General features: G+C 57.8%; 15 protein-coding genes and 1 tRNA gene. 7 read left to right on the top strand and 9 right to left on the bottom strand.

Features of this window, described 5'->3' with window-relative positions; all coding sequences use genetic code 11:
• Nucleotides 1-177: 177 nt before the first annotated feature.
• Complete coding sequence (locus PPP56_RS09975) at nt 178-1,395, bottom strand: patatin-like phospholipase family protein (protein ID WP_353563897.1); 1,218 nt, start codon at nt 1,393-1,395, stop codon at nt 178-180.
• A 238-nt stretch (nt 1,396-1,633) separates the two neighbouring features.
• Between PPP56_RS09975 and PPP56_RS09970 the strand changes: the two genes are divergently transcribed.
• The gene (locus PPP56_RS09970; RefSeq protein WP_353563896.1) at nt 1,634-2,557 is read left to right on the top strand and encodes an alkaline phosphatase family protein; all 924 of its coding nucleotides are present in this window, start codon (nt 1,634-1,636) and stop codon (nt 2,555-2,557) included.
• 57 nt (nt 2,558-2,614) lie between these two features.
• Here the strand turns inward: PPP56_RS09970 and PPP56_RS09965 are convergent, their stop codons facing one another.
• Nucleotides 2,615-4,861 carry a S46 family peptidase gene (locus PPP56_RS09965; RefSeq protein WP_353563895.1) on the bottom strand — a complete coding sequence of 749 codons (2,247 nt, stop codon included), beginning with the start codon at nt 4,859-4,861 and terminating at the stop codon, nt 2,615-2,617.
• 454 nt (nt 4,862-5,315) lie between these two features.
• On the opposite strand from PPP56_RS09965, the gene PPP56_RS09960 reads away from it, so the two are divergent.
• Nucleotides 5,316-5,399: transfer RNA gene (locus PPP56_RS09960), tRNA-Leu, on the top strand.
• Nucleotides 5,400-5,635: 236 nt separating this feature from the next.
• On the opposite strand, the gene PPP56_RS09955 is transcribed toward PPP56_RS09960, so the two are convergent.
• Nucleotides 5,636-5,842, bottom strand: coding sequence for a type II toxin-antitoxin system Phd/YefM family antitoxin (locus PPP56_RS09955; RefSeq protein WP_353563894.1), 207 nt, complete (start codon nt 5,840-5,842; stop codon nt 5,636-5,638).
• Between the two features lie 242 nt (nt 5,843-6,084).
• On the bottom strand, nt 6,085-6,984 hold the full coding sequence (porD, locus tag PPP56_RS09950) for a type IX secretion system protein PorD (protein WP_353563893.1): 900 nt from the start codon (nt 6,982-6,984) through the stop codon (nt 6,085-6,087).
• A gap of 332 nt (nt 6,985-7,316) precedes the next feature.
• Here porD and PPP56_RS09945 point away from each other — a divergent pair, with 332 nt between their 5' ends.
• From PPP56_RS09945 to PPP56_RS09935, 3 genes are all read left to right on the top strand, one after another.
• On the top strand, nt 7,317-7,991 hold the full coding sequence (locus PPP56_RS09945) for a hypothetical protein (protein ID WP_353563892.1): 675 nt from the start codon (nt 7,317-7,319) through the stop codon (nt 7,989-7,991).
• 144 nt (nt 7,992-8,135) lie between these two features.
• Complete coding sequence (locus tag PPP56_RS09940; RefSeq protein ID WP_353563891.1) at nt 8,136-10,223, top strand: ComEA family DNA-binding protein; 2,088 nt, start codon at nt 8,136-8,138, stop codon at nt 10,221-10,223.
• Between the two features lie 252 nt (nt 10,224-10,475).
• Nucleotides 10,476-10,859, top strand: a complete 384-nt coding sequence (locus PPP56_RS09935; RefSeq protein WP_353563890.1) for a response regulator — start codon at nt 10,476-10,478, stop codon at nt 10,857-10,859.
• Nucleotides 10,860-10,931: 72 nt separating this feature from the next.
• On the opposite strand, the gene PPP56_RS09930 is transcribed toward PPP56_RS09935, so the two are convergent.
• Nucleotides 10,932-13,892: a hypothetical protein gene (locus PPP56_RS09930; RefSeq protein WP_353563889.1), complete on the bottom strand. Its 2,961-nt coding sequence runs from the start codon at nt 13,890-13,892 to the stop codon at nt 10,932-10,934.
• A gap of 101 nt (nt 13,893-13,993) precedes the next feature.
• Here PPP56_RS09930 and ppk1 point away from each other — a divergent pair, with 101 nt between their 5' ends.
• Together ppk1 and PPP56_RS09920 are read left to right on the top strand one after the other, a co-directional pair.
• Nucleotides 13,994-16,171 (top strand): polyphosphate kinase 1, encoded by a 2,178-nt coding sequence (gene ppk1 / locus PPP56_RS09925; protein ID WP_353563888.1) that lies wholly within the window; start codon nt 13,994-13,996, stop codon nt 16,169-16,171.
• A 57-nt stretch (nt 16,172-16,228) separates the two neighbouring features.
• Complete coding sequence (locus tag PPP56_RS09920) at nt 16,229-16,831, top strand: hypothetical protein (RefSeq protein ID WP_353563887.1); 603 nt, start codon at nt 16,229-16,231, stop codon at nt 16,829-16,831.
• A 152-nt stretch (nt 16,832-16,983) separates the two neighbouring features.
• Here the strand turns inward: PPP56_RS09920 and PPP56_RS09915 are convergent, their stop codons facing one another.
• The 4 genes from PPP56_RS09915 to PPP56_RS09900 form a co-directional block, all read right to left on the bottom strand.
• Nucleotides 16,984-19,866 (bottom strand): hypothetical protein, encoded by a 2,883-nt coding sequence (locus PPP56_RS09915; RefSeq protein WP_353563886.1) that lies wholly within the window; start codon nt 19,864-19,866, stop codon nt 16,984-16,986.
• Nucleotides 19,867-20,334: 468 nt separating this feature from the next.
• On the bottom strand, nt 20,335-23,430 hold the full coding sequence (locus PPP56_RS09910; protein ID WP_353563885.1) for a PAS domain S-box protein: 3,096 nt from the start codon (nt 23,428-23,430) through the stop codon (nt 20,335-20,337).
• A gap of 432 nt (nt 23,431-23,862) precedes the next feature.
• Entirely contained in the window at nt 23,863-24,402 is a 540-nt protein-coding gene (locus PPP56_RS09905) for a protoglobin domain-containing protein (RefSeq protein WP_353563884.1), read from the bottom strand.
• A 73-nt stretch (nt 24,403-24,475) separates the two neighbouring features.
• On the bottom strand, nt 24,476-24,982 hold the full coding sequence (locus tag PPP56_RS09900; RefSeq protein ID WP_353563883.1) for a GTP-binding protein: 507 nt from the start codon (nt 24,980-24,982) through the stop codon (nt 24,476-24,478).
• Nucleotides 24,983-25,105: the final 123 nt, after the last annotated feature.

Genomic DNA, 25,105 nt, shown 5'->3' with positions numbered 1-25,105 from the left:
CCATGTCGCCAAGGGCTGCTTGTGTGGGAAGGTGTTGGTCCATCTCCCTTCCAAGCCGCCTGCGGCGACATGGTTTTTTCTACCCCTGATTGGCATGTAACGTAATGGGGAGACCGTCTCACCTTTTCCTGTCCCAAAACGCGTTCTCCGAAGATGCCTTTCCTCAAAGCGCCTTACTCAAGGCGAAATAAAAGACGCGATCTGGTCATGCTTGCGACGCGCATCGTGATATCCGATCTCTAAGACGCGTTCTATGTACCCTCGTGCAAAGAGCAACACGCTCATCCAATCTGCATTGCGCAGTTCGCCTGTTCCCATGCCCCCTGCCAGATACCGGATGGTCGCCGGCAGCGCATCAACGTATTCGTGGGCAAATGCGCTCAGGTTCACCGACGGACGAATTTGGAGCAGGTCGATGACTCGCTCTTTGCCCCCCTCTGCCTGTCCGTTTCGGGCGGCCTTGCCAGCCACGAGACGATTGATCCGGCGCAGGTTCTCGGCATCTTGCTCCAGCGCATCCGTAAACACGGCGTTTACGAGCACCCCCATGATCTGTGCAAGGGGCGGATGGCCCTGCACCGATGGCTGGGCAGCTTCTTGCTGACTCGGCTTGTACCGATTCGCAATTACCATAATACGTGTAGCCCCAAGATGCACAGCCGGTGCCAGCGGGGCCATCAGGCGCACGCCTCCGTCGCCGTACCAGGCGTCGCCGATACGCACCGGCGGAAAGACCAACGGCAACGCCGTCGATGCCATAATATGATCGACTGTAAGCTGCGCCTGGCGCCCCACCCGGTCTGGGCGCTCCCACTCATCGAAGTCACATCCTTGCACCCACGTTACGGTCTGGCCGGTCGTATAGCTTGTTGTTACAACCGCCGCGCCCTTCAGCCACCCTGCACGCACATTGTGTGCAATGCCCTGCAGCCTGTTGTTGCGCGTGGCCATCTCCCGACTCAGAAACGTGCGTAGCGGACTCGGGTCGAGCACGCCGCGCTGCGGGGCGCCGTGTGTAGTGCGTGCCGCTGATCTCCGATCGGTCAAGAACTGGCGCATCACAGCAGGAACCGTGTTTACATCGAACACCCGGTCTGCCGAGAGGCGCTTCCAGTTTCGCAGGAGACTCTGGGTCGCCTGTGGAAACGTGCCGACATGGTTGGCCAGATGCGTCGTGTTGATCGCCCCGGCCGACACGCCCGTCAAAATGGAAAACCGAAATGACGGAAACGCCTCGGCCATGTAGTGAAGCACGCCTGCCTGATACGCCGCCCGCGCTCCGCCTCCCCCCAATACCAGCGCCACATCATGTGCACGGCCTGAAGCGCTCTCCTCTCCAGCACCCAGCATGCGCGTCAACGGTCCAGGCAAAATACGGTGGTACCAGCGTTCCATAGTATGGTCTATGCTTTATGCACTGTGCTTTTGAAGTTGAAGGGACTGCAACCGGAGTACGCGCCGAACCGCTCTATAGCTTTGTTGCAGCAAGCAGCGGCTCGTAACACCCTTGCATCAAACGCTTTCTGTTGCATAGGCCGCTGCATCTTGCCTACAGGTTACGCATATTGAAAACGTATGTCGTTTCACTATGCCGTTTAACTGTGCCCACACTTGCCAACCACGCCCCTCAACCATGCCCAATCTGCGGTCTCCCGAACGCGTTCTCTTCTTGTTTGTCGATGGCATCGGTCTGGGCCCGGATGAACCGTCTAACCCGTTGGTGAATGTAGGCCCCCACTGGGCACGTCTGGCCCAGAATGCGTCCTGGACGTGCGATACGCCGCCGGTTGATCGCGCCAACCATCTCTTTCGCGGGCTCGATGCGACCCTTCATGTAGATGGGCTGCCGCAGAGCGGGACCGGACAGGCGTCGCTATTTAGCGGAATCAACTGCGCAAAACGAGCCGGGCGCCACTTTGGGCCGTTTCCTCACTCCTCGTCGAAGCCTGTTCTGGCTTCGCATAGCCTCTTTCAGCGCGTGCAGCCACACCTTGCACCGGACGACTGCGCCTTTGCCAATGCCTACCCGCCTGTATTCTTTGAGCGCCGCGCTGCACGCGACCGGTGGACCGTCACTACGCTGTGCAGTAAACAGGCCAACGTACGCCTGCGTTCGACGAGCGACCTGCGTGCAGGGCATGCCCTTTCGGCCGATATTGTCGGATCGGCCTGGCTTGAGAAGCTCAATATTGCCATCCCGCAGCTCTCGCCTGCGCAAGCAGGGCGCCAGCTGTATACGCTCATGCAGCAGCACCGGCTTACGCTGTACGAATACTACGAAACCGACAAAGCCGGGCACGGGCGGTCGACCCTGAGTCCAGCAACCATTCTAAGCCGTCTGGATGCGCTGGTTGGCGGCATTCTTGAGTCGTTTTCCCCCCAGCGCGACCTGCTCTTGCTCTGCAGTGACCACGGCAACCTTGAGGTGCCCACCCAGAAGCCGCACACGCGCAATCCCGTTCCGTTTGTGGCTTACGGATGCGGAGCGCAGGCTTTTCAATCGGCTACGTCACTCATCGATGTAACCCCTGCCCTCTGTACACTGCTCACGTCTTAGCTGCGGGCCCCTCTCTCTCCACAGCTAACTGGTCGCGGCGCGTACAGGAGTTCTTCGTTAGCGCTCTGCAGCAACGTCTTGCATGCGCCCGTTAACCAGTTCATCAACCAGGCTATCTGCATTGTAGACGCGCCGTAGGGCTTCGATAATGCCACGGCTGTCTACGGCGATGGCACGAGCCTGCTCATCACGGTATAGGAAGCGGTTGGGCAGCGCCTCATAGTTGCTATCGAAAACTACACCGACCAGCTCCAGGCGGTCGTTGACCAACGGCGACCCGGAGCTTCCACCAGAAATGTCGACGGTCGATACAAGGTTGAGCGCTGTGTTGCGCAGCGTGCTATCGGCCTCGTGCACCATCCATCGCTCTGGAAGCTGCCACGCGCCGCCCTGTCTATCAGCTGCCCGGTCGTACATACCGCCAAAGGTAGTGTAAGGCTCGATAGCAGTTGTGTCGACTTGGTATCCCCGTACGCGGCCATCACTTACACGAAGCGTTGCATTTGCATCGGGAGCGATGCGGTCGCTGCCAAAGATAATAAGGCGTGCTTCATTCAGACGCGCATTGATCGACTGCTCAGAGGCATTGAAGTCCTGAATCTGCTCTACCACGCTAAAGTAAAGGGGGGCCAGCGCTTCCACCAGCTGTACTGAAGGGTCGTTGCTGTCTCGGTAGCCCCGGTCAAAGAGCCGGCTGGCGCCTTCTTGCGTACTGAGCCGGCTCTCTTCGACCAGCATCTCGGCCCACTGCAAGGGCGTGCGCTCTTCAAAGATGCGCTGCATGGTCGGGTCGCTGCTTCCGTAGCTCTCCCGAATCTCTTGCAGGCGCTGGGTAATCGCGGCTTGCTCTACCTCGGCCGGCCAATCCTCAATCTGATCTGCCTCGCGGCGCGCTTCAACGATCTCATTTGAGGTACCTCGCCGCCCGCCAAGCTGGTCCATATAGTAGCCGTACATGGCTCGTGTGATGATACGCGAACCTACGCGGGTATTCGCAAAGCCGTTGAACGCCCGGGCCCGGCGGTTCAACGAGGAGCGGGCCTCCTGGAGCTGGTCCATGTCGCGCGTAAGCCCGCTGTAATGCTGCCGCAGCGAGTCGACCGACCGGATGGAGTCTTGCAGCGCACGCTCGTTGGCTGTGCGTCGTGCAATGAAGTAAGGGTCGTCGAGTCCTTCAAGCTGTCCCTGCAGGCTCTTCTGCGAGTTTTTAAGCGAAACCAGCGTGTTGCCCAGCTGGGGCCAGTCGGCTGGACTGTTCTCTTCGAAGAAGGCTTCCATCGCTTCGATGCGCGGCTCCAGGAAACGCAGCTGGTCGGGAATGCTGAAGTCGCGCTGGTATTTCATCTGACTTACCGTGGTAAGGCGGCTCGTGCTTCCGGGAGTTCCTGCCGCAAAGACTGCCATATCGGCTTCACTGCCTGCAGTGTGGCTCCATTCGAAGTAGCGCTCAGGGGTGATTGGCTCGTCTTCGTCGTACACCCGGTAGAACGCAACGTCGAGGTTATACCGGGGATAGGTGAAGTTGTCTGTATCTCCACCGAAGAAGCCGACTTGCTGCTCGGGCGCCATAACCAGCCGCACGTCGGTGTAGCGACGATATGTATATGCTTTGTAGCGGGCGCCTTGATAGAGCGCCTCGACCGATACGCGCAGGGTTTCGTCGCGCTCCTGAGCCCGTTCGTTCAATTCGCGTTCGAGCGAGTCTACCCGCTCGCGCCGCACAAATGACCGCAGCGTGCGGGCGCCGCGATAAATGCGGTCGGTCACCTCTTCGACCTCGACGAGTTGATCAACGAACAGGTCGGGGGTTTCCCGCTCCTCACTCAGCGAGCCCGCTACGAATCCGCTTTCCCCAAGCGCCTCTCCCTCTTCAGAGACGGCCGTAATGTGCTCTCGCGCGCAGTGGTGGTTGGTCACCAGCAGACCGGTGTTCGACACGAATCCACCCGAGCAGGTATCGCTGAACCGCAGCGATGCCCGTTGCATGTGCGAGAGCCAGTCGTCGGAGGCGTCGACCCCGTATTCATCGTTGAGGTAGGACTGCGGAACGGCGTCGATCGCCCACATCTTGCCAAGATCAAAGGGGCGCACCTGCACGGTGTCGTAGCCAGCAGGCATCTCGGTAAGTAACTGGGATGGCATGCGCGCCTGCACGTCAGGCCCCTCTTCAGTTGACGCGGGTCGCTCGACGACAGGCACCGTGTCACGGGGCGCCGAGCATCCAGACGCTACAGCGATAAGGAAGCTTACAGCAATCAGTGCAATTGCTCCTTGCGGAAAACGGGAAGTAGATAGACCGTTCATAGGGTACACGTAAGCATCGGAAATAGAAAGAAGCAGGTGCGAACTGGCCAGCTGAAGGAGAGCTGAAAGGGACGTGCACTCCCATCCAACAAGTACGCTGTGCGCACGGTTATAAGTGGGGGCTCACGGCAGTCAAGCAGAGCTACTGAAAGCCTAAACCAAAAAATTAAAGATGGCTCATACACAACAAGTATACCCACCATGCGGCACATCGTTTTACGTCTCTTGCTGATCCTCGCTTCTGCACCCGCTCGCCCCCGTTTCTTGTGGCCAGGATTTCTTGTGGCCAGGATCTCATGACAAGGTGTACATGTATTCTTGCTGATCTACTTAATTGACCTATCTTAATTGACATAACGGCCCGCTACTTTTGGACGTATGTGATTTTAGGCGTATGTGAAGTTCACCAAATGAGGAACCCCCCAATTCTAAAAACAATATAGAGCATCTGCTTGCGAAAGTGGCGGAATTGGTAGACGCGCGAGGTTTAGGACCTCGTGCCCGTTAGGGCGTGGGGGTTCGAGTCCCCCCTTTCGCACTGTGTGCACTTTGCATCGGACGCATATCAGATGCCGGTTGTATATCAGCTGTACAAACAAAAAAGCAAAGAGGCCAGGTGAAGCATTGATGCTTCTTGGTCTCTTTGCTTTTTTATTTAACTCATGTGCCTGCAGCAGAAATCTATACAGTTTGCACTCCTTTTATCGTACTAATGAGATAAAGACAATTTCTTTTGCCTTAGAGCGCACTGCTCTGCGTTGCATGGACGCTGCGCTACTTCAATTCTCGCAGTTCGTCTATGCCGAGCTTCTTTTTGATCTTGCGGTAGGTCTCCCAGTCAATCAGAACCGCATAAGGGTCGTTGTTTTTCTGGATGAGCACCCCGTTCTGGGTTTTACGGACATGCTCAATCAGCTCAGACGTCTCTGAGCGCAGTTCAGTGATTGTCGCAATGGCGTCGACGCCTTCAGTGTTATACATGGATAGTAACCGTCTATGAAAGAATCTATTGGGCTCTCAAGCAACACGCGAGTTCGATGCACTGCCATGAACGTAGCAGCCCACCAGCACAACGAGAAAAGAGACCAACACTACTTTTGCGTGTATCTGTGTGACGAAATCATACTACGATAGTTACCACCTATACAGTTTTTTAAAGTAATAAAGCAACTCGTTAACTGATACTTTATTCTAAAGCATCTGTTCACTACGTGTTCACTTGTTTAATTAAGCAGATCGTTGTAGGTCGATGAGTGTGACGGATCTATGCGCGTGAGTAGAGCACGGGCTTGCTGGCGCTGGCTTCCCCCTCTAAATACTGCACCGAGCTCCTGGTACTTCGATGAGAAAAAATGGTCGAAGACATAGGTGCGCCCAAGGCGGTCTTCCATCTCTGCGACCTCTTGCAGGAGGTCGAGCGCTGTAGCCTGCGCGGCCTCGGGATCTTCGGTGTAACGGTCGAGCACTTCGTAGTGGTACCGGAAGACAATCCCACGAAAGTCGCGATGTCGACTGCTGAGCAACGCCTCAATAAAGTCAGATCGGTTCCGGTCAGACCCAAACGAATCCCACCCGGTGCTGCTGGGGTCAGAGCGTGCCCGGTCGGATATGCTTCGGCTCTGTTCCAGGTAAGACGTTCCGCCGTGCTCTGCGAACGTGTCGAAGTCCATTCCCAGAATGAGAAAGGCGTAGAAATCAAGCACGGAAGCGAGCGGATCGTACCGGTTTAGGTTATGCACAAGGCTCTCCCCCCGGCTGTAGCTGAACGTCCATTCAGGGTCGTTCAGGCGCAGCACGGGCGTCGACTGGGCCGTTCCGTATACAGGACGGCGAGACGAGACAACAACGCGGGCCCGGTATGTGCCGGTAGACGGTTCGTCCTGGATGATAACCTGCAAGCGGCAGCCAATACGCTCGCTGCTCTGCACCCGATGAGACGTCCACGACCGACGATTTAGGTAGTCGGCCATGCGCGATTCGAGCTCGTCGAGCGCTGAGCGATCCGTGCCTGCGATCTGGGAATAGTCTACCTGGACGCGGCAGTCGAGCTCCTGGGCACCCGCAGGCTGTATCAGTGCACTGCTTCCGATCGCAAGAACGACCGTGAGTATCGTGAGGGACATGCTTGGGGGCAGCACGCCCCGTATCCGCCTGCCCCAGTCGCATGCGCACGTCCCAATCCAGGTCAGCACTCTTTTGGCAGCACGTCTACGTAATGTTTTCATAAAAACACGTGTCATATTAAGTAGAAACATCACCTCATACAGACCCTGGTTTCCTCATGAGGAATACGTTTTTGTGGTGCCCGCTGCGCGTTACTGTTTGGCTTTTTGCCTGGGTGTTTTTGATGCCCCTTGGGGGACACTGCCAATCTCTGTTTGACCTGCGGGGTTCCACGCAGAGTACGGGGCTGGCGCACGCTACAGCGGCCCGAACAGGGCTTTCAGGGATGCACGTGAACCCAGCATCGTGGGCGGCTATTGAGGCGCGGCAGGCGGCTGTGTACGCAGGGCAGATGTACGGGATGCCGGAGCTGCGCCATGGTGCGGTTAGTCTGCACTGGCCCACATCGTTTGCCCATCTGGCTGGGGGTAGCAGTACGTTTGGGTTTGAGGACTATCGTGAAACGTACCTGTCGCTGGGGGCGGCGCGGCTTGTGCACTTCGGAGCCATGCAGTCTCTCCATCTGGGAGCAACCGTGCGGTACTATCACGTGGATGTTGGGCCCTTCGGCCATGCACAGGCTGCTGGGGTCCACCTGGGTGCCATCATGCAGGTGCTTCCACTCGTCTATGTGGGCGTGCACGCAACTAACGTGAATCAGCCGCAATGGACCGATGACACCCCGCTGCCGCGCACGCTTAGTGCAGGCGCCGCCTATGACGTGTCGGACGCGATCGACCTGAGCGCAGACTTCTTCAAAGATCTTGACTTTCCGCTGCGCTTCCGCGCCGGCCTGGAAGCGGCGCTTCTTCCGGTCCTTACGCTTCGGGGCGGACTGCAGACGGCTCCTGCTGAGTTTGCTGCCGGGGTTGAGGTGGGATACGGACCGCTGCGCGCCGGGCTGGCGGCCGAGCAGCACTGGGAGCTGGGGTGGTCGCCTGCAGCGGACCTGCGTGTCGTCTGGTAGTGCGCGCTGCTGGTCGTGATGCCATGCAAGGCGGCCTGCCGTGGCATCTTCGCCTCTACCGCACGGGGCAAATTCTAACAGAGGGGAGTATAACATACGGGTGCAATTATGCGGGGGTACAACATCACGCGCGCTGTTCTATCTGTGGCTGGTCTATCTGTGGCTGGGTTCTTTGCCGTTGCGGTTAGCTGTCTCTTCGCTGCCCGAAGCACAGCCGGCTCTTTGACGACTGTGGAGCAGGTTGCGCTTCCTTCCGACACAACCGATTCATGGACCGTCGTGCTGCGGTACCTTGGCGATGAGCCCGATGCCGAGCTGCTTGAATTGTGGCAGCACTGGGCAGAGGCCCCGCTCAACGTAAATGCGTCCACCGCCGACGAACTGCATCGGCTTCCCGGGCTTACGTTGCGTCAGGCCCTGCATATCGTGTCGTATCGAGGCACGCACGGCCCCTTCGGTCATATCGACTCGCTTGTACAGGTGCCGACTGTATCGCCCGAGACGCTTCTCCTGGTTCGCCCGTTTGCACACGTGCCTGCCAACGAACCTGTTACGACTGACGTGCCTGCGTGGTGGCGGGCGGACTGGCAGGGCCGCATGTTGCTGCGCACTGGGCGCCGCATTGAACGGGCCCGCGGATATACCGGCGAGACACAGGTTCCGTATCTGGGCTCCCCCTACCGATCGGTGGCGCGGGTACGAGCCTGGAATCCGCACCTTGACGTAGGCCTTACGGCCGACAAGCGCCCCGGTGAGCCGCTGCTGTGGGATCCGGAGCGGAGGCAGTATGGCGCTGACCATCTCATCGGATACGTGCACCTTCGCAACCGGGGGCGCATCCGGCAGGTGGTGGCAGGCAGCTATCAGGCCGCCTTTGGGCAGGGACTGGCATTATGGACGGGCCCGCGCTTCTCCTCGGCATACGCCCCTCCGAGCACACTAACGCGGCAAGGCAGCGGAATACGTCCGTATCGGGGCACCAGTCCGCACACCTATTTTCGAGGGGCCGGTGCCTCGGTACGTGTTACCCGCTCGCTGGAGGCGACTGCGTTTGCATCACACCGGCGCCGAGATGCGACGCTGGATACGCTGCACCATAGCGAGGCGGTGGTGGCCCGGTCGCTACGCACGAGTTCTTTACGGCGCACCGACACAGAGCGGCAGTACCGCCGCCTCTTGTCTGCAACACATGTGGGTGGCCACATGCAGTGGCGGCATCGTCGCCTTCATATTGGCGTACTGGGCCTGTACGCGCGCTTCGGGCATCCGATAGTGCCCCCTGCGCGCCCCGACACGCGCTACGCGTTCGCCGGGCGCTGGACGACCCACTGGGGACTGGCCGCCCAGTACAGCACGATGCGCAACGTGGTGCTCTTTGGCGAAACAGCGCGCACCGGTCCCCGTGGCGCTGCTACCGTTCTCGGCGTACATGCGCCTGTAGGGCGGGCTGGCTCGGTTGGACTGCGCGGGCATGCTGCAAATCGCTTCTACGACCCGCTCGACCTGGGCGGACTTGACGGACGCTCTGTTGCGGGCGAACGGGGTATTACAGCCCGGCTTGCACTCCCTGTGCATGCCTACTGGACTCTCTACGGAACGGTGCAGCAAACCTATGTGCGCGTTCCCCAGTTTCGTACGACACGCCCCGTGGTTGCTACGCGCACGGCGGCATCCGTCCATTACATGCCCAGCCGCCACTTCGACCTTCGTGTGCAAGGACAGTGGCGCACCGGAGATATCCGTGAATCCGTTACCCATCCGTACGGACCTACTGTGCCGGTACATGGGCGCCGCACGCAGCACAACCTTCGCTTGCACATGCAGTACGCGGCTACGCCCGACCTCCGGTTTTCTGTACGCACTGCGGCCACCCGTGTGCAGCTCTCCGATCAGTCAGAAACAGGTACGCTGCTCTGGGTTGAAACCGACTATGCTCCGCATCGCCGCATCAGCACGAATACGCGGTGGACGCTCTTCGATACCGAGGGGTTTGAGAGCCGACTTTTCGCGTACGAGCCCGATCTACAGTACGGGTTTAGCATCCCTGCCCTTTTCGACCAAGGGCAGCGCGCCCATGCCCTGGTGCGTCTCAACGTATCTCGTGCTCTCCGCGTAGAAACCCGATACAGCGTATCTGCTTTCACCACACGCGACGTCATCGGACAGGGGCGCGACACCATCAACAGTCACCGCGTGCGAGACTGGCGCGTCCAACTGCGCTGGGCTTTATAATGGATCCATACATTGCGGTGGATTCACACATTCTATTTCCCTGTCTCCTCACGTCTCTTCTATGCCTCCAGGGGAACTTAGTGCTTTTCTGATGCATGCGTGCATCATTGCATTGCAGCGCAACAACTTTTTTGTTTGTGCCCTTTACTTGTTGCAAGCCGACACCTATACTACTACACAGTATCATATCTAAAAGCCTCGGTTCTGCCTATGCATCCCGCCACCCACCTTTTGCCATCAAATGATGCCGCTATGACCGATACTCCCAAATCGGTGCTGATCGTCGAAGACAATGCTGAGACGCAGCTGTTACTTGAGCATATTTTACGCACGAAGTACCAGACTACGATCGTTTCTTCTGTGGATGAAGCGCTGCAGGCGTGCCTCAACCACGTGTTTGACCTGCTCATCCTCGACATTAATCTCGGTGAGGAGCGTACCGGCACCGACCTCCTCCACACGCTACGTGCCACGCCTTACGAGGTATCAGCGCCGGCTATAGCGCTTACAGCCTATGCGATGCCCGGCGACCAGCAGCGATTCAAAAACGAAGGGTTCACCTCTTACGTTAGCAAGCCTTTTGTACAGAAAGACCTGACCGAAGCTATTAACCAGTGTCTCAAGGCGTCAACGTAAGTCTCAGGTCATATGCATCACATGCATTGAGCACGCTCCAGCTACGCCGACGCTTACCTACCGAAACAACCGCTACCGAAACACGCCTGCCCAGTCGTTCTGGGGGATACGATACGTTGCCCCTACGCGCAGATCAACCGCTACATTGTAGAAAAGACGCGTGCGCACCCCCATGCCAACCGTGGCACTTGACAGCGTATCGACGGCGCCGTCCCAGTCCAACAGCGCCTGCGCACTGCCGTACAGATAGCCCGCTTCCAGATAGACAGGCAGCAAGGTGCTGCCCCAATCCGGATACCAGACAGGCTGCGTAAGGTCCAGATCAAACCGCGTGTAAATGCCTTCAGGAAGCAGCACGTTGCTGTATCCGCGCGGTACAAAGAGATCCAGGTCGAAGATCGCGGCGCGGTTCTGCGCCAGCGTGCTCATTCCCAGCCGAATGCCGGTGTTACTACGGTCGAAACCGGGCACGTAGAGGCTACTGCTTACCTGCAATGCCCGCCCCCCACTCACACCGTCGGTCCAGACATCGAGGAAAGGGCTCACCGCCATGACCCACCCTGTGCGGGGGACCAGGTCGCGCGTATTCTGCTGCAAACGATGCGCGTACACCAGGCTCGGGCGCAGCGTAACGCGACTTCGCAGGGGCTGCTCTTCGATGAAGTCAGCAAAGAGACGGGTCTGTCGCAGCTCGCTACGCCACCGAAGCTGCAGCTGCGACCGGTAGACGTTCGAGCGCAGCACAATGGGCTGCTGCAGCGTCATTTCAATGCCGCGTTCCTCAGCGCCAAGACGACGCGGCACCGCCCCGCCTGATGCTGTCTGCACCTGACCCAGCACTGTAAACGGGCGCCGATACAGCCCGATGCCCGGCTGTCCCCACAGGCGACTTGTCTGCACACGGGCCTCTCCCCACACGCGTCCGGCCTGGTAGTACGCTTCCGCCTGGTAGGCCCACTGCTGAAGCGGGTCGGCTCCTCCTATGCCAAGCCCCACGCCCAGCCCGAGCGTGGTACCGGGCACCCGGCTTGTCTCCAACTCCTCGCTCTCAATTCGGATTGTAGGATATGCGATGCGTGGGCGTAGATATGAGCGGCTCCGGTACGGGCGATCTTCGATCTGCGCGTACGGGTCCTGTGCTCCACCTGCCTCAGCCCCGCTGCTCTGGGTCTGCGCACGCCTCGCATCGGGCCTCGCATCGGGATGCGCGCGCCAGTGCCCGCCCTCCCATACGTCCCATTCGTCGGGCACAAAGGGCACCGCTACCAGGTCGTGGCGCTCATGGGCATGCCGTACGTAGGCAATACGCTCGCCACCGGGCGAAAGGGCTGGCTCCAGCGCCCCGTACGGTTCGTTAGTAACCTGTCGCACCGTCTCAGAAGCCAAGTCGATCGCGAACACATTGGGGACGCCTGTAGGATCGGCGCTTATGAGCAGTGTAGCTCCATCGGGCCCCCAGCTCACGTCGTAGATGACCGCGTCTTCGAATGCAAATAGGGGGGTTACACGCAGCCGGGCGGCATCGCCGTCGTGATGCACCGTGTATAGCATCTGCACACCGCTCTGGTTCAGCAGCGCTACGGTTCGGTCTGCTGTGGGATGCGTGGCGAGCTGCTGGATGCGCGTGTACGGCGGCAGTGGTGCTGTAAGCGCCTCATGCCGGTGGGCAAGTCCGCGCAGCGCAAGCCGGTGCTCGGGCCCGTCGATCTCAGCCGCCCAGAAAGAGCCGTCGGGCCGAGGCGATGGCGCCAAGAGACGTGCCTGCTCGCTTGCTCGTGCAATATGCCCTGTCTCAAGATCTACCGTCTCAACATCAGCAATGGCCTGCCGGGGTACCGTGGCCGCCTGCTCGTACCGGCTCATCCATACGGATTGGCTGTCGGGGGCAAGGTGCATGTGGTAGTCACCCGTAACCTGATACGCGGCAACCCGGTTAGACTGTCCGGTGGGTACATGCACCGTGTACACTCCGGGCACGTCGCTGTACCCGGAGCGATGCACTACCAGCGTGTCAGGATGTGTCCAGAGCGGACGGCGATGATTGCGTCCTTCGCGCGGAGCCACCACCGGGTTGGCATCGGTGAGTGGGCCGAGCGATGCGAGGCGCTCCGCCTCGCGCATCTGCTCTGCCTCTACGAGTTGACCTGACATGCGCGGCGGGGGCATCTGCATCCCATACCACAGCGCCGGACCGTATCCTAACAGCGGAAAGCGATGGTACCATGCCAGCGTGCGGTGGAAGAACGCATACGGATCGTCTTCGTCGGCCTGCTCAACCAGGTAACGAAAGAGCTGGCCGCCCCCGATGTAGTGCCGGTCGAAGGGCTGCGTGTAGCGCGGCGCGTAGAGCAAGCGTGAGAGACGCCAGGGCGTGTCGCTTCCGAGCGCGGCGCGGTACGACATAAGCGCCGCCGGCAGCCCGAGGCGTCCGGCCCCGTCGTATCCATAACTCTCACGGTACACAGCAACGCCCTCGACCCATCCGCGGGGCACGCCCAGGTTCAGGGCGCGCTCAATGTCTGGGGCAAACGTACCGAGGATCGCCCCCACCCCGAATCCTGCTGCGTATTCCGCGTGCAACGCATGCGTCAGCTCATGCGGCACGACCACGTCGAACCATGATGCGTAGCGGGCGGTGAGCGCCTGGTTACGAATGCTGGGAATCTCGATCTCCTGCTTGAACGGAAACGGACGTACAAAGCCGTTCGAGCGGTCGTTGTAGGCATTGAGCACCACCGGCATCCGGCGCTGTGGGCGTGCATCACCCATGATCTCATGCGTAGTGTGCTCGCTTTCATGCAGGATGCGGGCCACCCGCTCGGCCGACGCCCGATGCCCTGCCTGGTAGATGAGATCGTACCCCTCGATCGGAAGTACCCGGTAAGCGACCGAGTCAGGACGGTTTTCTACGCTGTACCCCCCCGATATGCGTCCCGTCTGCTGACTGACGCTGTCAAGAGGGGTACAAAGCAGCAACGCAGCAAACAGAAGGACGCATGGAAAGGTGCGCCGCGCCAGCAGTTTAAATAGCATAACGAAAAAACTAACTACAGAGAGGAACCTTGTGTGCGAACGATCCGCTTCATTTGCCTGACAAGGTACAAACCTGTCTCCTTAATGTGAACCCCGAGCACATGCCCACACAGTCCAATTCCGAAGGACGTTCATTTCCCCCTTCTGTTGCCGTACGGTCCGTTTCTTCTGATGCATCTACCGACGACCCACGGCTTTTCTTTAACCGGGAGCTGAGCACCCTTGACTTCAACCAGCGCGTGCTGCACCAGGCGCTTGATGAGCGTATTCCCCTGCTGGAGCGGGTGTTCTTCTGCGCAATCACGGGCAGCAACCTCGACGAGTTCTTTCGCAAGCGCGTAGGCGGGCTGAAGCGTCAGCAGGCCGCGGGCGTCTCTTCGCTGTCGCCCGACGGGCGTACGCCCGAGGAGCAGCTCGCGCTTATCTACGACGCGGCCCAGCGGCTCTATGAACGCATGAGCACATGTTGGGAGGAGACCCTGCGCCCCCGGCTACGCACAAAGGCCGATGTGCATGTGCGTGCCTACAAAACCCTGAGCGCGAGCGAACGGCGCTATATCGACTCTTATTTTGATACGCACATCTTTCCAGTGCTCACCCCCCTTGCGGTTGATCCCGGGCACCCGTTTCCGTTCCTCTCTAATTTAAGCCTGTCGCTGGCTATTAGCCTGCACGACCCTGACCACGACGCACAGCGCTTTGCTCGTCTTAAGGTACCCGACAATCAACCCCGCTGGGTGCAGCTTCCTGATACGCACCAGTACGTGCCGCTGGAGCAGATCATTGCTCATAATGCGCAGGCGCTGTTCAAGGGCATGGAAGTACGCGGTGTAAATGCCTTCCGCGTAACGCGCAATGCCGACATCCGGCGTGATGAAGAGGAAGCCAACGACCTGCTGAAACTTATCTCGGAGGAGCTTCGTGAGCGCCGCTTTGCCCCGGTTGTACGCCTGGAGGTGCAACGCGACATGCCCGACGACATGCGGCGCTTCCTGATGAAGGAGCTATCGCTGCAGGACGATGACCTCTACACGGCCCCCTCGCTTCTCGGGCATGCCGACCTGATGGCACTGAGTAGCATCGACTTGGCCGAGCACCACTACACGCCGTGGACACCCGTTACGCCCCGGCGCCTGCGCCAGCCTACCCATACCTCGCTGCTCGACGATGCCGGCCCCGCCTCGGGCGGCGATATCTTCAGCATCATCAGAGAGGCCGACGTGCTGGTGCACCATCCGTATGAGTCGTTTGATGCGAGTGTGCAGCGTTTCGTGGAGGCTGCTGCCGACGACCCTGACGTGCTGGCGATCAAGCAAACGCTCTACCGCACCTCCGACGACTCGCCTATCGTGGCTGCGCTTGTGCGCGCTGCTGAACAGGGCAAGCAGGTGGCTGTGCTTGTTGAGGTAAAAGCCCGTTTCGACGAGGCAAACAATATCGAGTGGGGACGCACGCTTGAGGAGTCGGGCGTGCATGTTGCCTATGGGCTGGTGGGCCTCAAAACGCATGCAAAGGTTACGCTGGTCGTGCGAGAAGAGGGGGATGCGCTGCGCCTGTACTGCCACATTGGTACCGGCAACTACAACGCTAAGACAGCCCGGCTGTACACTGACCTGGGGCTCTTCACCTGCGCCCCTGATATCGGCGAGGATGTAATGAACCTGTTTCACTACCTTACCGGCTATGCTCCCGACCAGTCATATAACGACTTGCTGGTCGCTCCGCACGCCATGCGCAGCCGCTTTTTTGCTCTGATCGACCAAGAAATTGCCCATCAGGAGGCGGATGGTAGCGGGCACATCATTGCCAAGATGAATGCGCTCAACGATGCCGACATGATCAGCAAGCTATATGAAGCCTCGCAAGCCGGCGTGCAGGTCGACCTGATCGTTCGCGGGCACTGCCGGCTACGTCCGGGGCTCGACGGCATCAGCGAAAACATTCGTGTAGTCAGTATCCTCGACCGCTTTCTCGAACACACGCGCATCTATTACTTTGCCAACAACGATGCGCCCCGCGTTTTTATAGGAAGTGCCGACTGGATGACCCGCAACCTGGACCGCCGGGTAGAAGCTATTGTCGAGATTCATGACGCTGCGTTAAGCAAGCGTGTGACACGCATCCTTGACTATGCCCTGAGTGACCAGTATGCTGCATGGGAGCTACACGACGATGGCCGCTACGTCCAGCGCGTGCCCGATGACGATGCGCCCCGCGCCGCATCCGCCTTACAGTGGCGCCTCATGCATGACGCGAAACAGGAAGGTCCCCAGGGATAGCCTCTACTGCTCAGGCACAGCCTCGTCGTTTTCTCCTCACTTGCCCCCCTACTCGATATGGATCGCACCCTTGAGCTGCGCTGGTTTGCCAATGAAGATACGCCCCCCGACCGCCTCCACGACTGGTTTGACACCCTTGGCGATGCCAGTCAGAAAGAACGAAGCGACGTGTACCTGCTAACCGCGGCCCCGGCCTGTAATGTGAAATGGCGAAGCGGCAAGATTCAGACAAAACGGCGCGTGCGTGCCCCGAATTCGGCAGTTACGCCCACCGGATATACAGGGTGGCAGGAGTGCTGGCATAAATGGAGTTTTAAAACCGACGATGCCCCTCCTGAACGCGACGCCAACCTGTGGGTCCGCATGCAGAAAGTGCGTCACCAAGTCACGAAGTTGCTTCCCAATGACATCGTGATCAAGATTGAACTGACTCGTGTGAAGGCGTGCAACGAGACGGCCTGGAGCGTGTGCATCGAAGCTGAAAGCACCTCTCCCACCCAGCCGCTGGCCGACGCTTTAGGGCATGCCAAGTATCTATGGATGAACGACCTACCCGCCGACCTACCCTTTTCGGAAGACACTTCTATGGGATATGCCTCTTGGCTTCACAGCGTGGCTGATCATCCATTTGACGCAGCCCCTTCGCTCGCAGACGCATAAGCGCCATGCTTAGAACCTGTTGGGGTTTTGGTTTGGCAGTGAGAGCGAGCGCCGTTGTGGCGAAAATTGGACCACGATAGAGGTTCGTAGCCCAAATTAAGGAATCAAAACAGATTCTTAAAAGACTGTACTTAGGTTGAGCGTCCAACCTGCTACGCCTCTGATTTAGCAATGAGCCCAAGAAAAACGCCAACAAAGAGCGCGAAGCTTGTCCACACCAGAACGCTCAAGACCGCTTCATAGCCATACTGAGCGACTTCCTCGGTTCCTGAGAGCAAGTACCAGAAGCCGCTTGTATACCCCGTTGCCACAAGCAGTGATACCGCTAAAAATACCAAGAGGCGTCCTGTTCGCCAGATCCAAGCCTTCGCATCGTACACGTCTCCAGTAGATACTTTGCCACGCAAGTCTGCAAACAGATATCCGAGTGTAGCCGCAACGCCTAATCCAAACGTGATCGCGATCCCGGCCTGGTCACCTTCCTCGGCCATAGTAAACCACGCATCGCCGAAGTCAAGCATGAGCAGTGCTCCTACAAGCAATGCGAACCAGACGTGCATGAAATGCCCAAGATACGCAAGAAGCGCTCTTCCCAACCGTGTACCCCAACGTGCATCGGGATTACGGAGACGTTGCGCCTGCGCAGCTCCGACTAGATGGTAGCGATCCAACAGCCAGTGCTCAACCTCTTCGGACAGTGCCTCTGTTGGGGATGCAGGTCGGCTCTGAGCGTTGTGCTTCTGGACCAGCGCAACCACCTCGGACTCGCGGCCCTGTGCCATAGCGCGTTGCACCCGTGCCTCCCAGGCTTCATACAACACACGCTGCCAGGTACTCTGCTCCTCTTTAGTTGCCTGCTTCAACATGCCTGCGTGCCAAGCAGTATCGTCTTCTCGCTCTCCAAAAGACGTTCGCAGTGCTGAGTCGTGGACTATGCTACGAGACGCCGCTGCAACCAGCGCATGTCGTAGCGGCCCCTCTTCATATCGGAATACAGCAGCCATAAGTTCAGTAGGGGAAGAGACCGCTGCGCTTCGGCTGTGCTCGTACAACGCTGAGCACGCCTCTCCCCACTGATTTAGCAACGCCTCAGTGTGGCGCCTGGTGTCCTGAAGCAGGGTCGTTTCTGAAGGGGACAGGTAGGTCGCGAGCGCCGTGCAAACTGTTTCGACTTCTTCGCGGACGACTTGTGCGGCGTCTTGAAATGCTGGAGCATCGGCCAACGCGTCGATCAAGAGATGCGAGCGCTGTCCTTGTAGTTGTGCTACGGCTTTGGTTGCTAAGGGGCGTAACGCTGTATCTATCGTTGGGCCATAGATGCGCCGCACCCATGCATAGATTGATGCTGAAGCATCGCCATCTTGGTCTTGACGTCTCATAAGCGCTATCCATCCTGCTATCGCTTTGGCAGGCGTCTGCGCTGTCTGTAGCTTTTCTGCAGCATGCCGGACCTCTTTTAGCATCTCATAGAACGGAGGAGCGGCCTCTTGCAACGTCTGATTCGCCCCAGCACCCGGCGACAAAGCGCGTACCAGTTTCTCGAGAGGCACAGACTGCCCATCTTTGGCTACGTATTCACGTCCTTGACACAGATCAGCTATACCCGCGAAAAGGGAGGCGTGTGGTACACGAGCTGCCAGCGCATATACCTGATGAGCCGGACGCGGGGCGTCTGCTTTAGCGATATGAAGGCGTAGTTGGTGCTCAAACGCATCCGCAAAAATATCGATCTGCTCGTCGTCTACTTCTTCCAGGTGAGGCGGCACCAGGTCAACCAATCCGCCGTGGGATGCCACCTCATGGATGACACGAGCATCGAGAATGCCGTCTACCCCGCCCCTTTCCCAGTTTCTTAGCAAAACAAGCAGTCGTATCGTCGCCTCGGTAACACTTCCCGTGTATGAGGTGTGCGAGGGCTGGTTTGCTACGAGTGGGCTCTGTGGTACGCCGAGCACATCCAGAGCCTGGCTGAGTGCTGCGCTTTCGCCAGACGTAGCGTACTGGCTGGCATCCAGCAATACGAGTGCATCGCGTGCACGCTGTCTTGGTTCATTCAGCATCCACCGCGATTGTGCAGTCATGCTTCGGGCTGCAACGCGCCACGAGGAACGCGGAGCGGGTGCCCCCGTACAGCGAGCCTTCCACACATCGTAGCGTGTAACAGCAAACGCGCGCGTCTCCTCAGAAAGGGGGGCGTCGCTGAATAGTTCGTGCACAGCCTGAACGTCTGTATGCAGGCGAGATGCCAGCGCGTGCACCACCTCGTCTAAGGCGCGTAGCCGGTGTGAGCAATCGCTGAATGATGGCTCATCTGTCTTGTGCATATGCGCGACTTGCCGGATCAATGCGCCCCATAGTCTTTGAGGCGGCGTTTCCTCTCCAAAAAGGGTAGCTTCCAAAGCAGCCCAGGGACGCACAAGCAGTGCATCGGGGAACGGTCCTTTTCCTTCTGCAATGCCTCGCACCAGCACTTGTGCGGCCTGCTTCCACCGCGTTGCTCGCCCTTGATGCTCTGCAGCCAGCATGTGCATGGCCTGCAATGTGACGCGTACATCTGCAGGTGCACGTGTCAGGTAGGAAGCAGGTGTGCTTAGATGGACCGGATATGCAAGATCAGGTAGAGGAGGAGCGGAGCGTGCATGATGAGAGGCACTCAGCATGAGCACACGGCGCCTGGCTCTTTGGCCCTGCAGGGGAACGGGTTCATCGAGCGGAACATTGTGTTGCGCGGCATAGCGCTGCAGCCACCTCCAGCGCTCTGTTTCAGCATGTATGTGACGTCCAAGAGCACGTGCTGCTGCCTGGTATAGGGTTGGGTCGGACGCCCGAAAAAAGAAGAAAAGCAGATCATCCAGACATGCGTGCACGTTATGGAAATGCGCTATGCACGCCAGTCGCAACTGGATTTCCTGACGGCTCGTCTTCTCGTCCCAGATGCTCCATGCTTGCTGAATTGGCTTGGCCTCACAGATCCGTGCTATCACGCCAAGAGCCTCACGTTGCTGCTGCGACCCGTTGGGATCTAATTTCTTCATAGCCTGAAGCACAGACGGGCCTTCAGGCCGACTATTAAGCTGTTCACGTACCAGAGTCTGGCATTCCAGAACAGCACTCGGATCAAAAGAACTATCGCTCATCCGTTTACTATTGATTAGAACACAAGCAAGATGGGGTGGCGATTCAATGGCAAGTGATTGACATGTGGTTTGCATCATTGCAGCCCGCTCCCCCCCTCTGTCTGCCGAACTTCGCCGAAGGCGTGATCCTATGGGCATCCCCCTTAGCCAAGCACGGGAAAACCGACACGAGCCCGCAGGACGACTGATGGAGCGAAGCGGAATAAGAGAGGGGGCGACCGAGACGAGGCTGCAATTTACAACCACCTTATCACGTAGCGTCTACCCACTACCCGAAATGGTAACCGTTAAAGGCATTTTTGCTGCCATGTTGTAGGGCAAGCTATGTTGTGATGCAAGTCGTTGAGAAATACCTTTCCTTATCACCTATACTGCTCCACCAGACGCCTCATGATTTATAGCCGGTAGAAAGACAGCGATTCGGGTGCCATAGCCACGCGTCGACTCTACTTCAATCGACCCACCCAGCAGGTCAACCAGCTTCTTCACAATGGCGAGGCCCAGTCCGCTTCCCTCGTACATCCGTGCAATGCCTTCAGACTCCTGTGTGAAGGCATTGAACATTCGCTTCTGAAAGTCTGCCTCCATTCCGACCCCTGTATCGGTTACTTCTAACATGACAGCCTGTGTCCCTTTCACTACATCAACGTGAACGGTGCCTCCTGAGTCGGTAAACTTGATTGCGTTGCAGATAAGATTATACGCAATACGCTGTAGCGCCCCCTCATCCCCCACCATACGGACTACGTCGGGGTGACATCGAACGGACACATGAACGTCTTCAGACGCTGCATATGGCACGCGCTCCTGTGCAATGTCGTGGACCAAGGCCCCGAAGTCGATGGGCCGCATATCCATCTCGCGCCGATCGGCCTCCAGTTTAGAGAGGCGAAGCACGGAGTCAAGCGTTGTAAGAAGCCGCTGGGCACTCTGACTCACGTGGCTTGCGAAGCGAGCGGCTTCTCCTTTCGTTTCTTCTTCGAGGACCTCAGAGAAACCAATGATTGATGTGAGCGGCGTTCGAACCTCATGGCTCATGTTTGCAAGCATCGCGCTTTTGAGTCGTGCAGCCGCCTCGGCCTCGTGCTTCGCCTGCTTCAGTGCCTGCTCCGCCTGCACCCGGTCTGTGATGTCAGTAATCGTCGTCACGTTATACGTCTCGCTCTCCAGCTCAACGCGCCCTGCCGTAGCTAACACGTCGCGGGTCGTTCCGTCTTTTCGTTGTACCGTCCATTGTTCGCTTGTTGGCGTATCGAGGCCCGCAATGATGCGGTTATGCGCTGCCAGCGCGGCATCTATCTCATCCTCATCAACCATTTTCGTAAAGCACATACCAACCAGTTCATCATTGCTCCAGCCGAAGATCTCTGTATACTTCGGATTTACGCGTACATAGCGTCCTGAACTGTCAATCACACAGATGCCCACCCCGGCTGTCTGTACAATGGCGTCTAGCATACGCTGCATTTCGCGAAGCGTCTGCGCCTGCTTACGCTGCTTAGTAATATCGGACACAGTGAACACCGCCCCAGCAAACAGACCTTGCTCATCCAGCAGCGGCGCTCCGTTTATAGAAAGCACTCTGCGCCTGCCGTCGGGCCACACGATTGCGTGTTGCACGTCGTAGACAGGCTGATGTGTACGCCGCACCTGCTCAAACGGCAATTGCTCTTCTGGAAACGCCCCTCCGTCGGCCCCCTCTATCTGCCAATCCGGATCGTTGTATGTACGTCTGTGCAGATGGCTTTTCGAAAGCCCCAGCACCTCTTCAGCTCGGCTGTTTGCCTCCCTGATCTGTCCATCAGTCCCCAATATTGTGATAGCCGCAGCGCTCGTGTTAAATACACGTTCGAGCAAATCGCGCTCTTTTTGAAGCTCTCGCTCGGCCTCTCGCCGTTTCGTAATGTCTCGCACAATCGTTTGTGCAGCCTGCATCCCATTGTACGTGATTGGCACCGACCGCGCCTCAATGATTCGCGTCTCTCCACTAAGTCCGCAAATGACATGCTCGTGGGGTTCAGTGGTATAGCCTGATTCATAGACGCGCTGAATACGCGCCTCAACATCTGCATGCACGGTTTTGTCGGCGATAAAGTGAACGAGGGGCATGTCGACAATCGAACTCGCGTTCGGTGCCCCAAGCAGCTCTACCCCTGCCGGGTTTACATATTTGATGTGCCCGTCAACGCTGACTACAATGGGGTCTGGGTGTGATGCGACAAGGCGTTCCCACCGTTCAGCACTGCGCTGCAGCGCCTGCTCGGCCTCATGTTCGTCTGTAGCATCTGCAGCCATGCCAACGATTCCGACAACATCCTCCTTCTCGTTTTGAATCGGCGAGTACCATATCTCAAAGACAGCATCTTCTATATGGATAAGATCGCGCACATTGCTGCCACTGAGCGCTTGGTTTACACCAACCAGAATATCGGGCCGATCGGCGTAGAGGTCATATACCGACTGTCCAACGACCTCTCCGGGTTGCAAGCCAAGCACAGCGAGATCGCTTCCTTCAGAAAGCAGAAACGTTCCGTCTGCATCAATGGCAAAGACGATAGGTTGCGCGTTCTCAACGAGCGTGCGAAAGAGCCGTTGCTGCCGTTTCAAGGCCTGCTCAATCCGCCGCTGTTCGGTAACATCCGCAACGACCCCATCAAGGTACTGAATTTTGCCGCTCGCATCTCGCTCTACCGTGCTACTAATGCGCGCAGTAAAAGCCGTCCCGTCCCGGCGTTTCAGATCCACGACGAACCGGTTGAGTCCTCCACGTTTCCGCTCCACCTCAAGCAATTGTTCTCGCTCAGCAGGGTCTGCGTAGAGTGCATCGGGCGTCAGGGCTTTTATTTGGCTGAGCGAATCATACCCCAGCATGTCGACAAACGCCTCGTTTGCGTATACAATACCAGCCTCGGGAGTGCTTCGGTAGAGCCCATCCCGCATGTTAGCCGCCACTTTGTCCAGGTGGCTCTCAGCCTGTTCATGCTGAATCGCTTCATAGCGACGGTCTAATTCGGTCGCAACGAAGGCCGACATATCGCATAGCATTTCCTTCGCTGAAGCGCCTTTTTCACCGTCCTCCCTATGAGGGGACTCGCCGCCAGCGACCTCGATAACGCCCACCGCCTCTGCATCTCTCCAGTCAATAGCTATCGACTGCCAGGTCTGCTCAGAACCTGCGTTGGCACACGATGATACGACCACCGTTTGATCTTGCTCTATAATGCGTCGTGCCAGCGGGGCCTGTGCTATAGGAGTACGGACCGGAGTCTGTGCTTCGGGCACATCAGCAACTGTACACAGATCGCTCCCGTTACGCAGCCGGATGCGTGCTTTAGATGTGCCAAAGAGATGGGCTGTAGTACGCGCAATACGCTCCATCGGAGCGTCAGGCGTGTGTCCTAATGCACCTTCTTTCCAGAGAAGATCAATACATTCGGTGTTCTCAAGTGAACCGGAGAGCATAATGGTTTCGTTGGCCCAGGCGAGCGGGAATCGACTCAGGGAAACGCTGATGGTGCTTCATAGCACTTCATAGCAAGCGAATCCAAATTGCAGATGCTCTTGCGAGCATTCGCAGTCTTCTCTTAACGCCCAAATCTACCGTAGCTGCGGCTGCCAAGGAACCGCGCTACGGGCACTTCGTGCGGGCCGTTGAATTATTCACTCCGAAAAACGCCCCCGATGAGTGACTCGGTGACAGGTTATTGCTATGCGCATGCCTTATGCACCCCTATTATGTACATGATTCTGGTATAACGTGCAACCGGGACAGCATGAAAAGTCATGCCGCCCCGGTTATGCCAGGATCAGTAATTGAGAACGCTCAAGCTGTGCGTATAGCATAGACCACCGGTATGCTGCTGTTACGCTCCTGCCGCGTTCTATCCGGCATTTCTATCCCATGAGCAGGCGGCGCGCAAGGCGCTCTCCACCAACCAGTTCCGACAGGTGCTTGAGCTGATTATCTTCGTACGCCTGGTAGAAGACCGCTACGTCGAGAGCCATTATCTTTTTAAACGCTTCCTTGGCTGCCTCTGGGTTGTCACTCTGAGCGGTGACGATCTCACCATGCTTCCCAACGACATCCATCATCGCGATTGGATACCGCACCGGCAGTCCGATCTTAACGTGAATATGTCCGATCTTCAGGCGATCCTGAACGTAATCGGCTCCATAGTCGCCCCCGAAGAGCTCTACAAACCAGTCGCCAATCATGCCGTGCAGGCGATCCATAGAGTGCCCTTCAAAGTATTCTTTCGTGTTTTCGTGGTCGAAGAGTCGATCGTAAAAGTCATCGGTCATCGGACGCGCCTGCTCACGCGCTGCATCCTCGAGCGCAGTCAGGTGACCCACGTCCTCGTCAGATACGCCCATTAGCGCAGAGAGCTCTTCAGCAACTTCTTCGTTTTTGACCGACCAGCTGGAGCGTTCCATATTTGCTTGCATATCACTAAATATATTGGTGTGTAATAACGATGGTAGTGTGTGGTAGCGATGATTGCGTGCGCTACGCCACCTGCTCAATAAGCTTATCGATGAGCACCCGTCCGTCTTCTGAGTCGCGGGCATCCACCTCTCCCATCCAGGCGACACGTCGTGTGAAGGAGGCCGTGTGCACCTGGTCGACGTGGTTGGGCGACACGTCTGTGTGGGTAACCCCGACTACGATTGGAGCACTCGCCCCGCTCGGAAGCAACGTCTTAAGAAGTGTCTCGGTCTCTGAAACTGCTGATTCGTTTGAGGCGTCAATCAGCAGCACGATACCGTCTACCCCCTCGCCGAGCACATCCCACATGTAACTGAACCGCTCTTGTCCCGGCGTACCAAAGAGACGTACAGCCTGTCCGTCAACGGTTGTGCTCCCATAGTCAAGCCCAACCGTTGTATAGGACTTGCCTTCTGTTTCCTTGCTTTCAACGTCGGTGTTAACCGGCTCCATGTCGGAGAGCGAAGCAACGAATGTCGTTTTTCCTGATCCTACGGCCCCGGTAACGAGAATCTTAAGTGCAGACATATATGCGAGCGGATGGTAAAGGAGTGATGCCAATCAGGGGTAGAAAAAACCATGTCGCCGCAGGCGGCTTGGAAGGGAGATGGACCAACACCTTCCCACACAAGCAGCCCTTGGCGACATGGA

It is taken from the genome of Longimonas sp. (genome assembly GCF_040409695.1).
In the GTDB taxonomy this organism is placed as follows: domain Bacteria; phylum Bacteroidota; class Rhodothermia; order Rhodothermales; family Salinibacteraceae; genus Longimonas.
This window is presented reverse-complemented; position numbering and strand designations above follow the sequence as displayed.

Excerpts from the sequence above, each read along its gene's own strand:
- PPP56_RS09975 (WP_353563897.1), bottom strand. The coding sequence starts at position 1,395 with ATGGAACGCTGGTACCACCGTATTTTGCCTGGACCGTTGACGCGCATG.
- PPP56_RS09970 (WP_353563896.1), top strand. The coding sequence starts at position 1,634 with ATGCCCAATCTGCGGTCTCCCGAACGCGTTCTCTTCTTGTTTGTCGAT.
- PPP56_RS09965 (WP_353563895.1), bottom strand. The coding sequence starts at position 4,861 with ATGAACGGTCTATCTACTTCCCGTTTTCCGCAAGGAGCAATTGCACTG.
- PPP56_RS09955 (WP_353563894.1), bottom strand. The coding sequence starts at position 5,842 with ATGTATAACACTGAAGGCGTCGACGCCATTGCGACAATCACTGAACTG.
- porD (WP_353563893.1), bottom strand. The coding sequence starts at position 6,984 with ATGTCCCTCACGATACTCACGGTCGTTCTTGCGATCGGAAGCAGTGCA.
- PPP56_RS09935 (WP_353563890.1), top strand. The coding sequence starts at position 10,476 with ATGACCGATACTCCCAAATCGGTGCTGATCGTCGAAGACAATGCTGAG.
- PPP56_RS09930 (WP_353563889.1), bottom strand. The coding sequence starts at position 13,892 with ATGCTATTTAAACTGCTGGCGCGGCGCACCTTTCCATGCGTCCTTCTG.
- ppk1 (WP_353563888.1), top strand. The coding sequence starts at position 13,994 with ATGCCCACACAGTCCAATTCCGAAGGACGTTCATTTCCCCCTTCTGTT.
- PPP56_RS09920 (WP_353563887.1), top strand. The coding sequence starts at position 16,229 with ATGGATCGCACCCTTGAGCTGCGCTGGTTTGCCAATGAAGATACGCCC.
- PPP56_RS09915 (WP_353563886.1), bottom strand. The coding sequence starts at position 19,866 with ATGAAGAAATTAGATCCCAACGGGTCGCAGCAGCAACGTGAGGCTCTT.
- PPP56_RS09910 (WP_353563885.1), bottom strand. The coding sequence starts at position 23,430 with ATGCTCTCCGGTTCACTTGAGAACACCGAATGTATTGATCTTCTCTGG.
- PPP56_RS09905 (WP_353563884.1), bottom strand. The coding sequence starts at position 24,402 with ATGGAACGCTCCAGCTGGTCGGTCAAAAACGAAGAAGTTGCTGAAGAG.
- PPP56_RS09900 (WP_353563883.1), bottom strand. The coding sequence starts at position 24,982 with ATGTCTGCACTTAAGATTCTCGTTACCGGGGCCGTAGGATCAGGAAAA.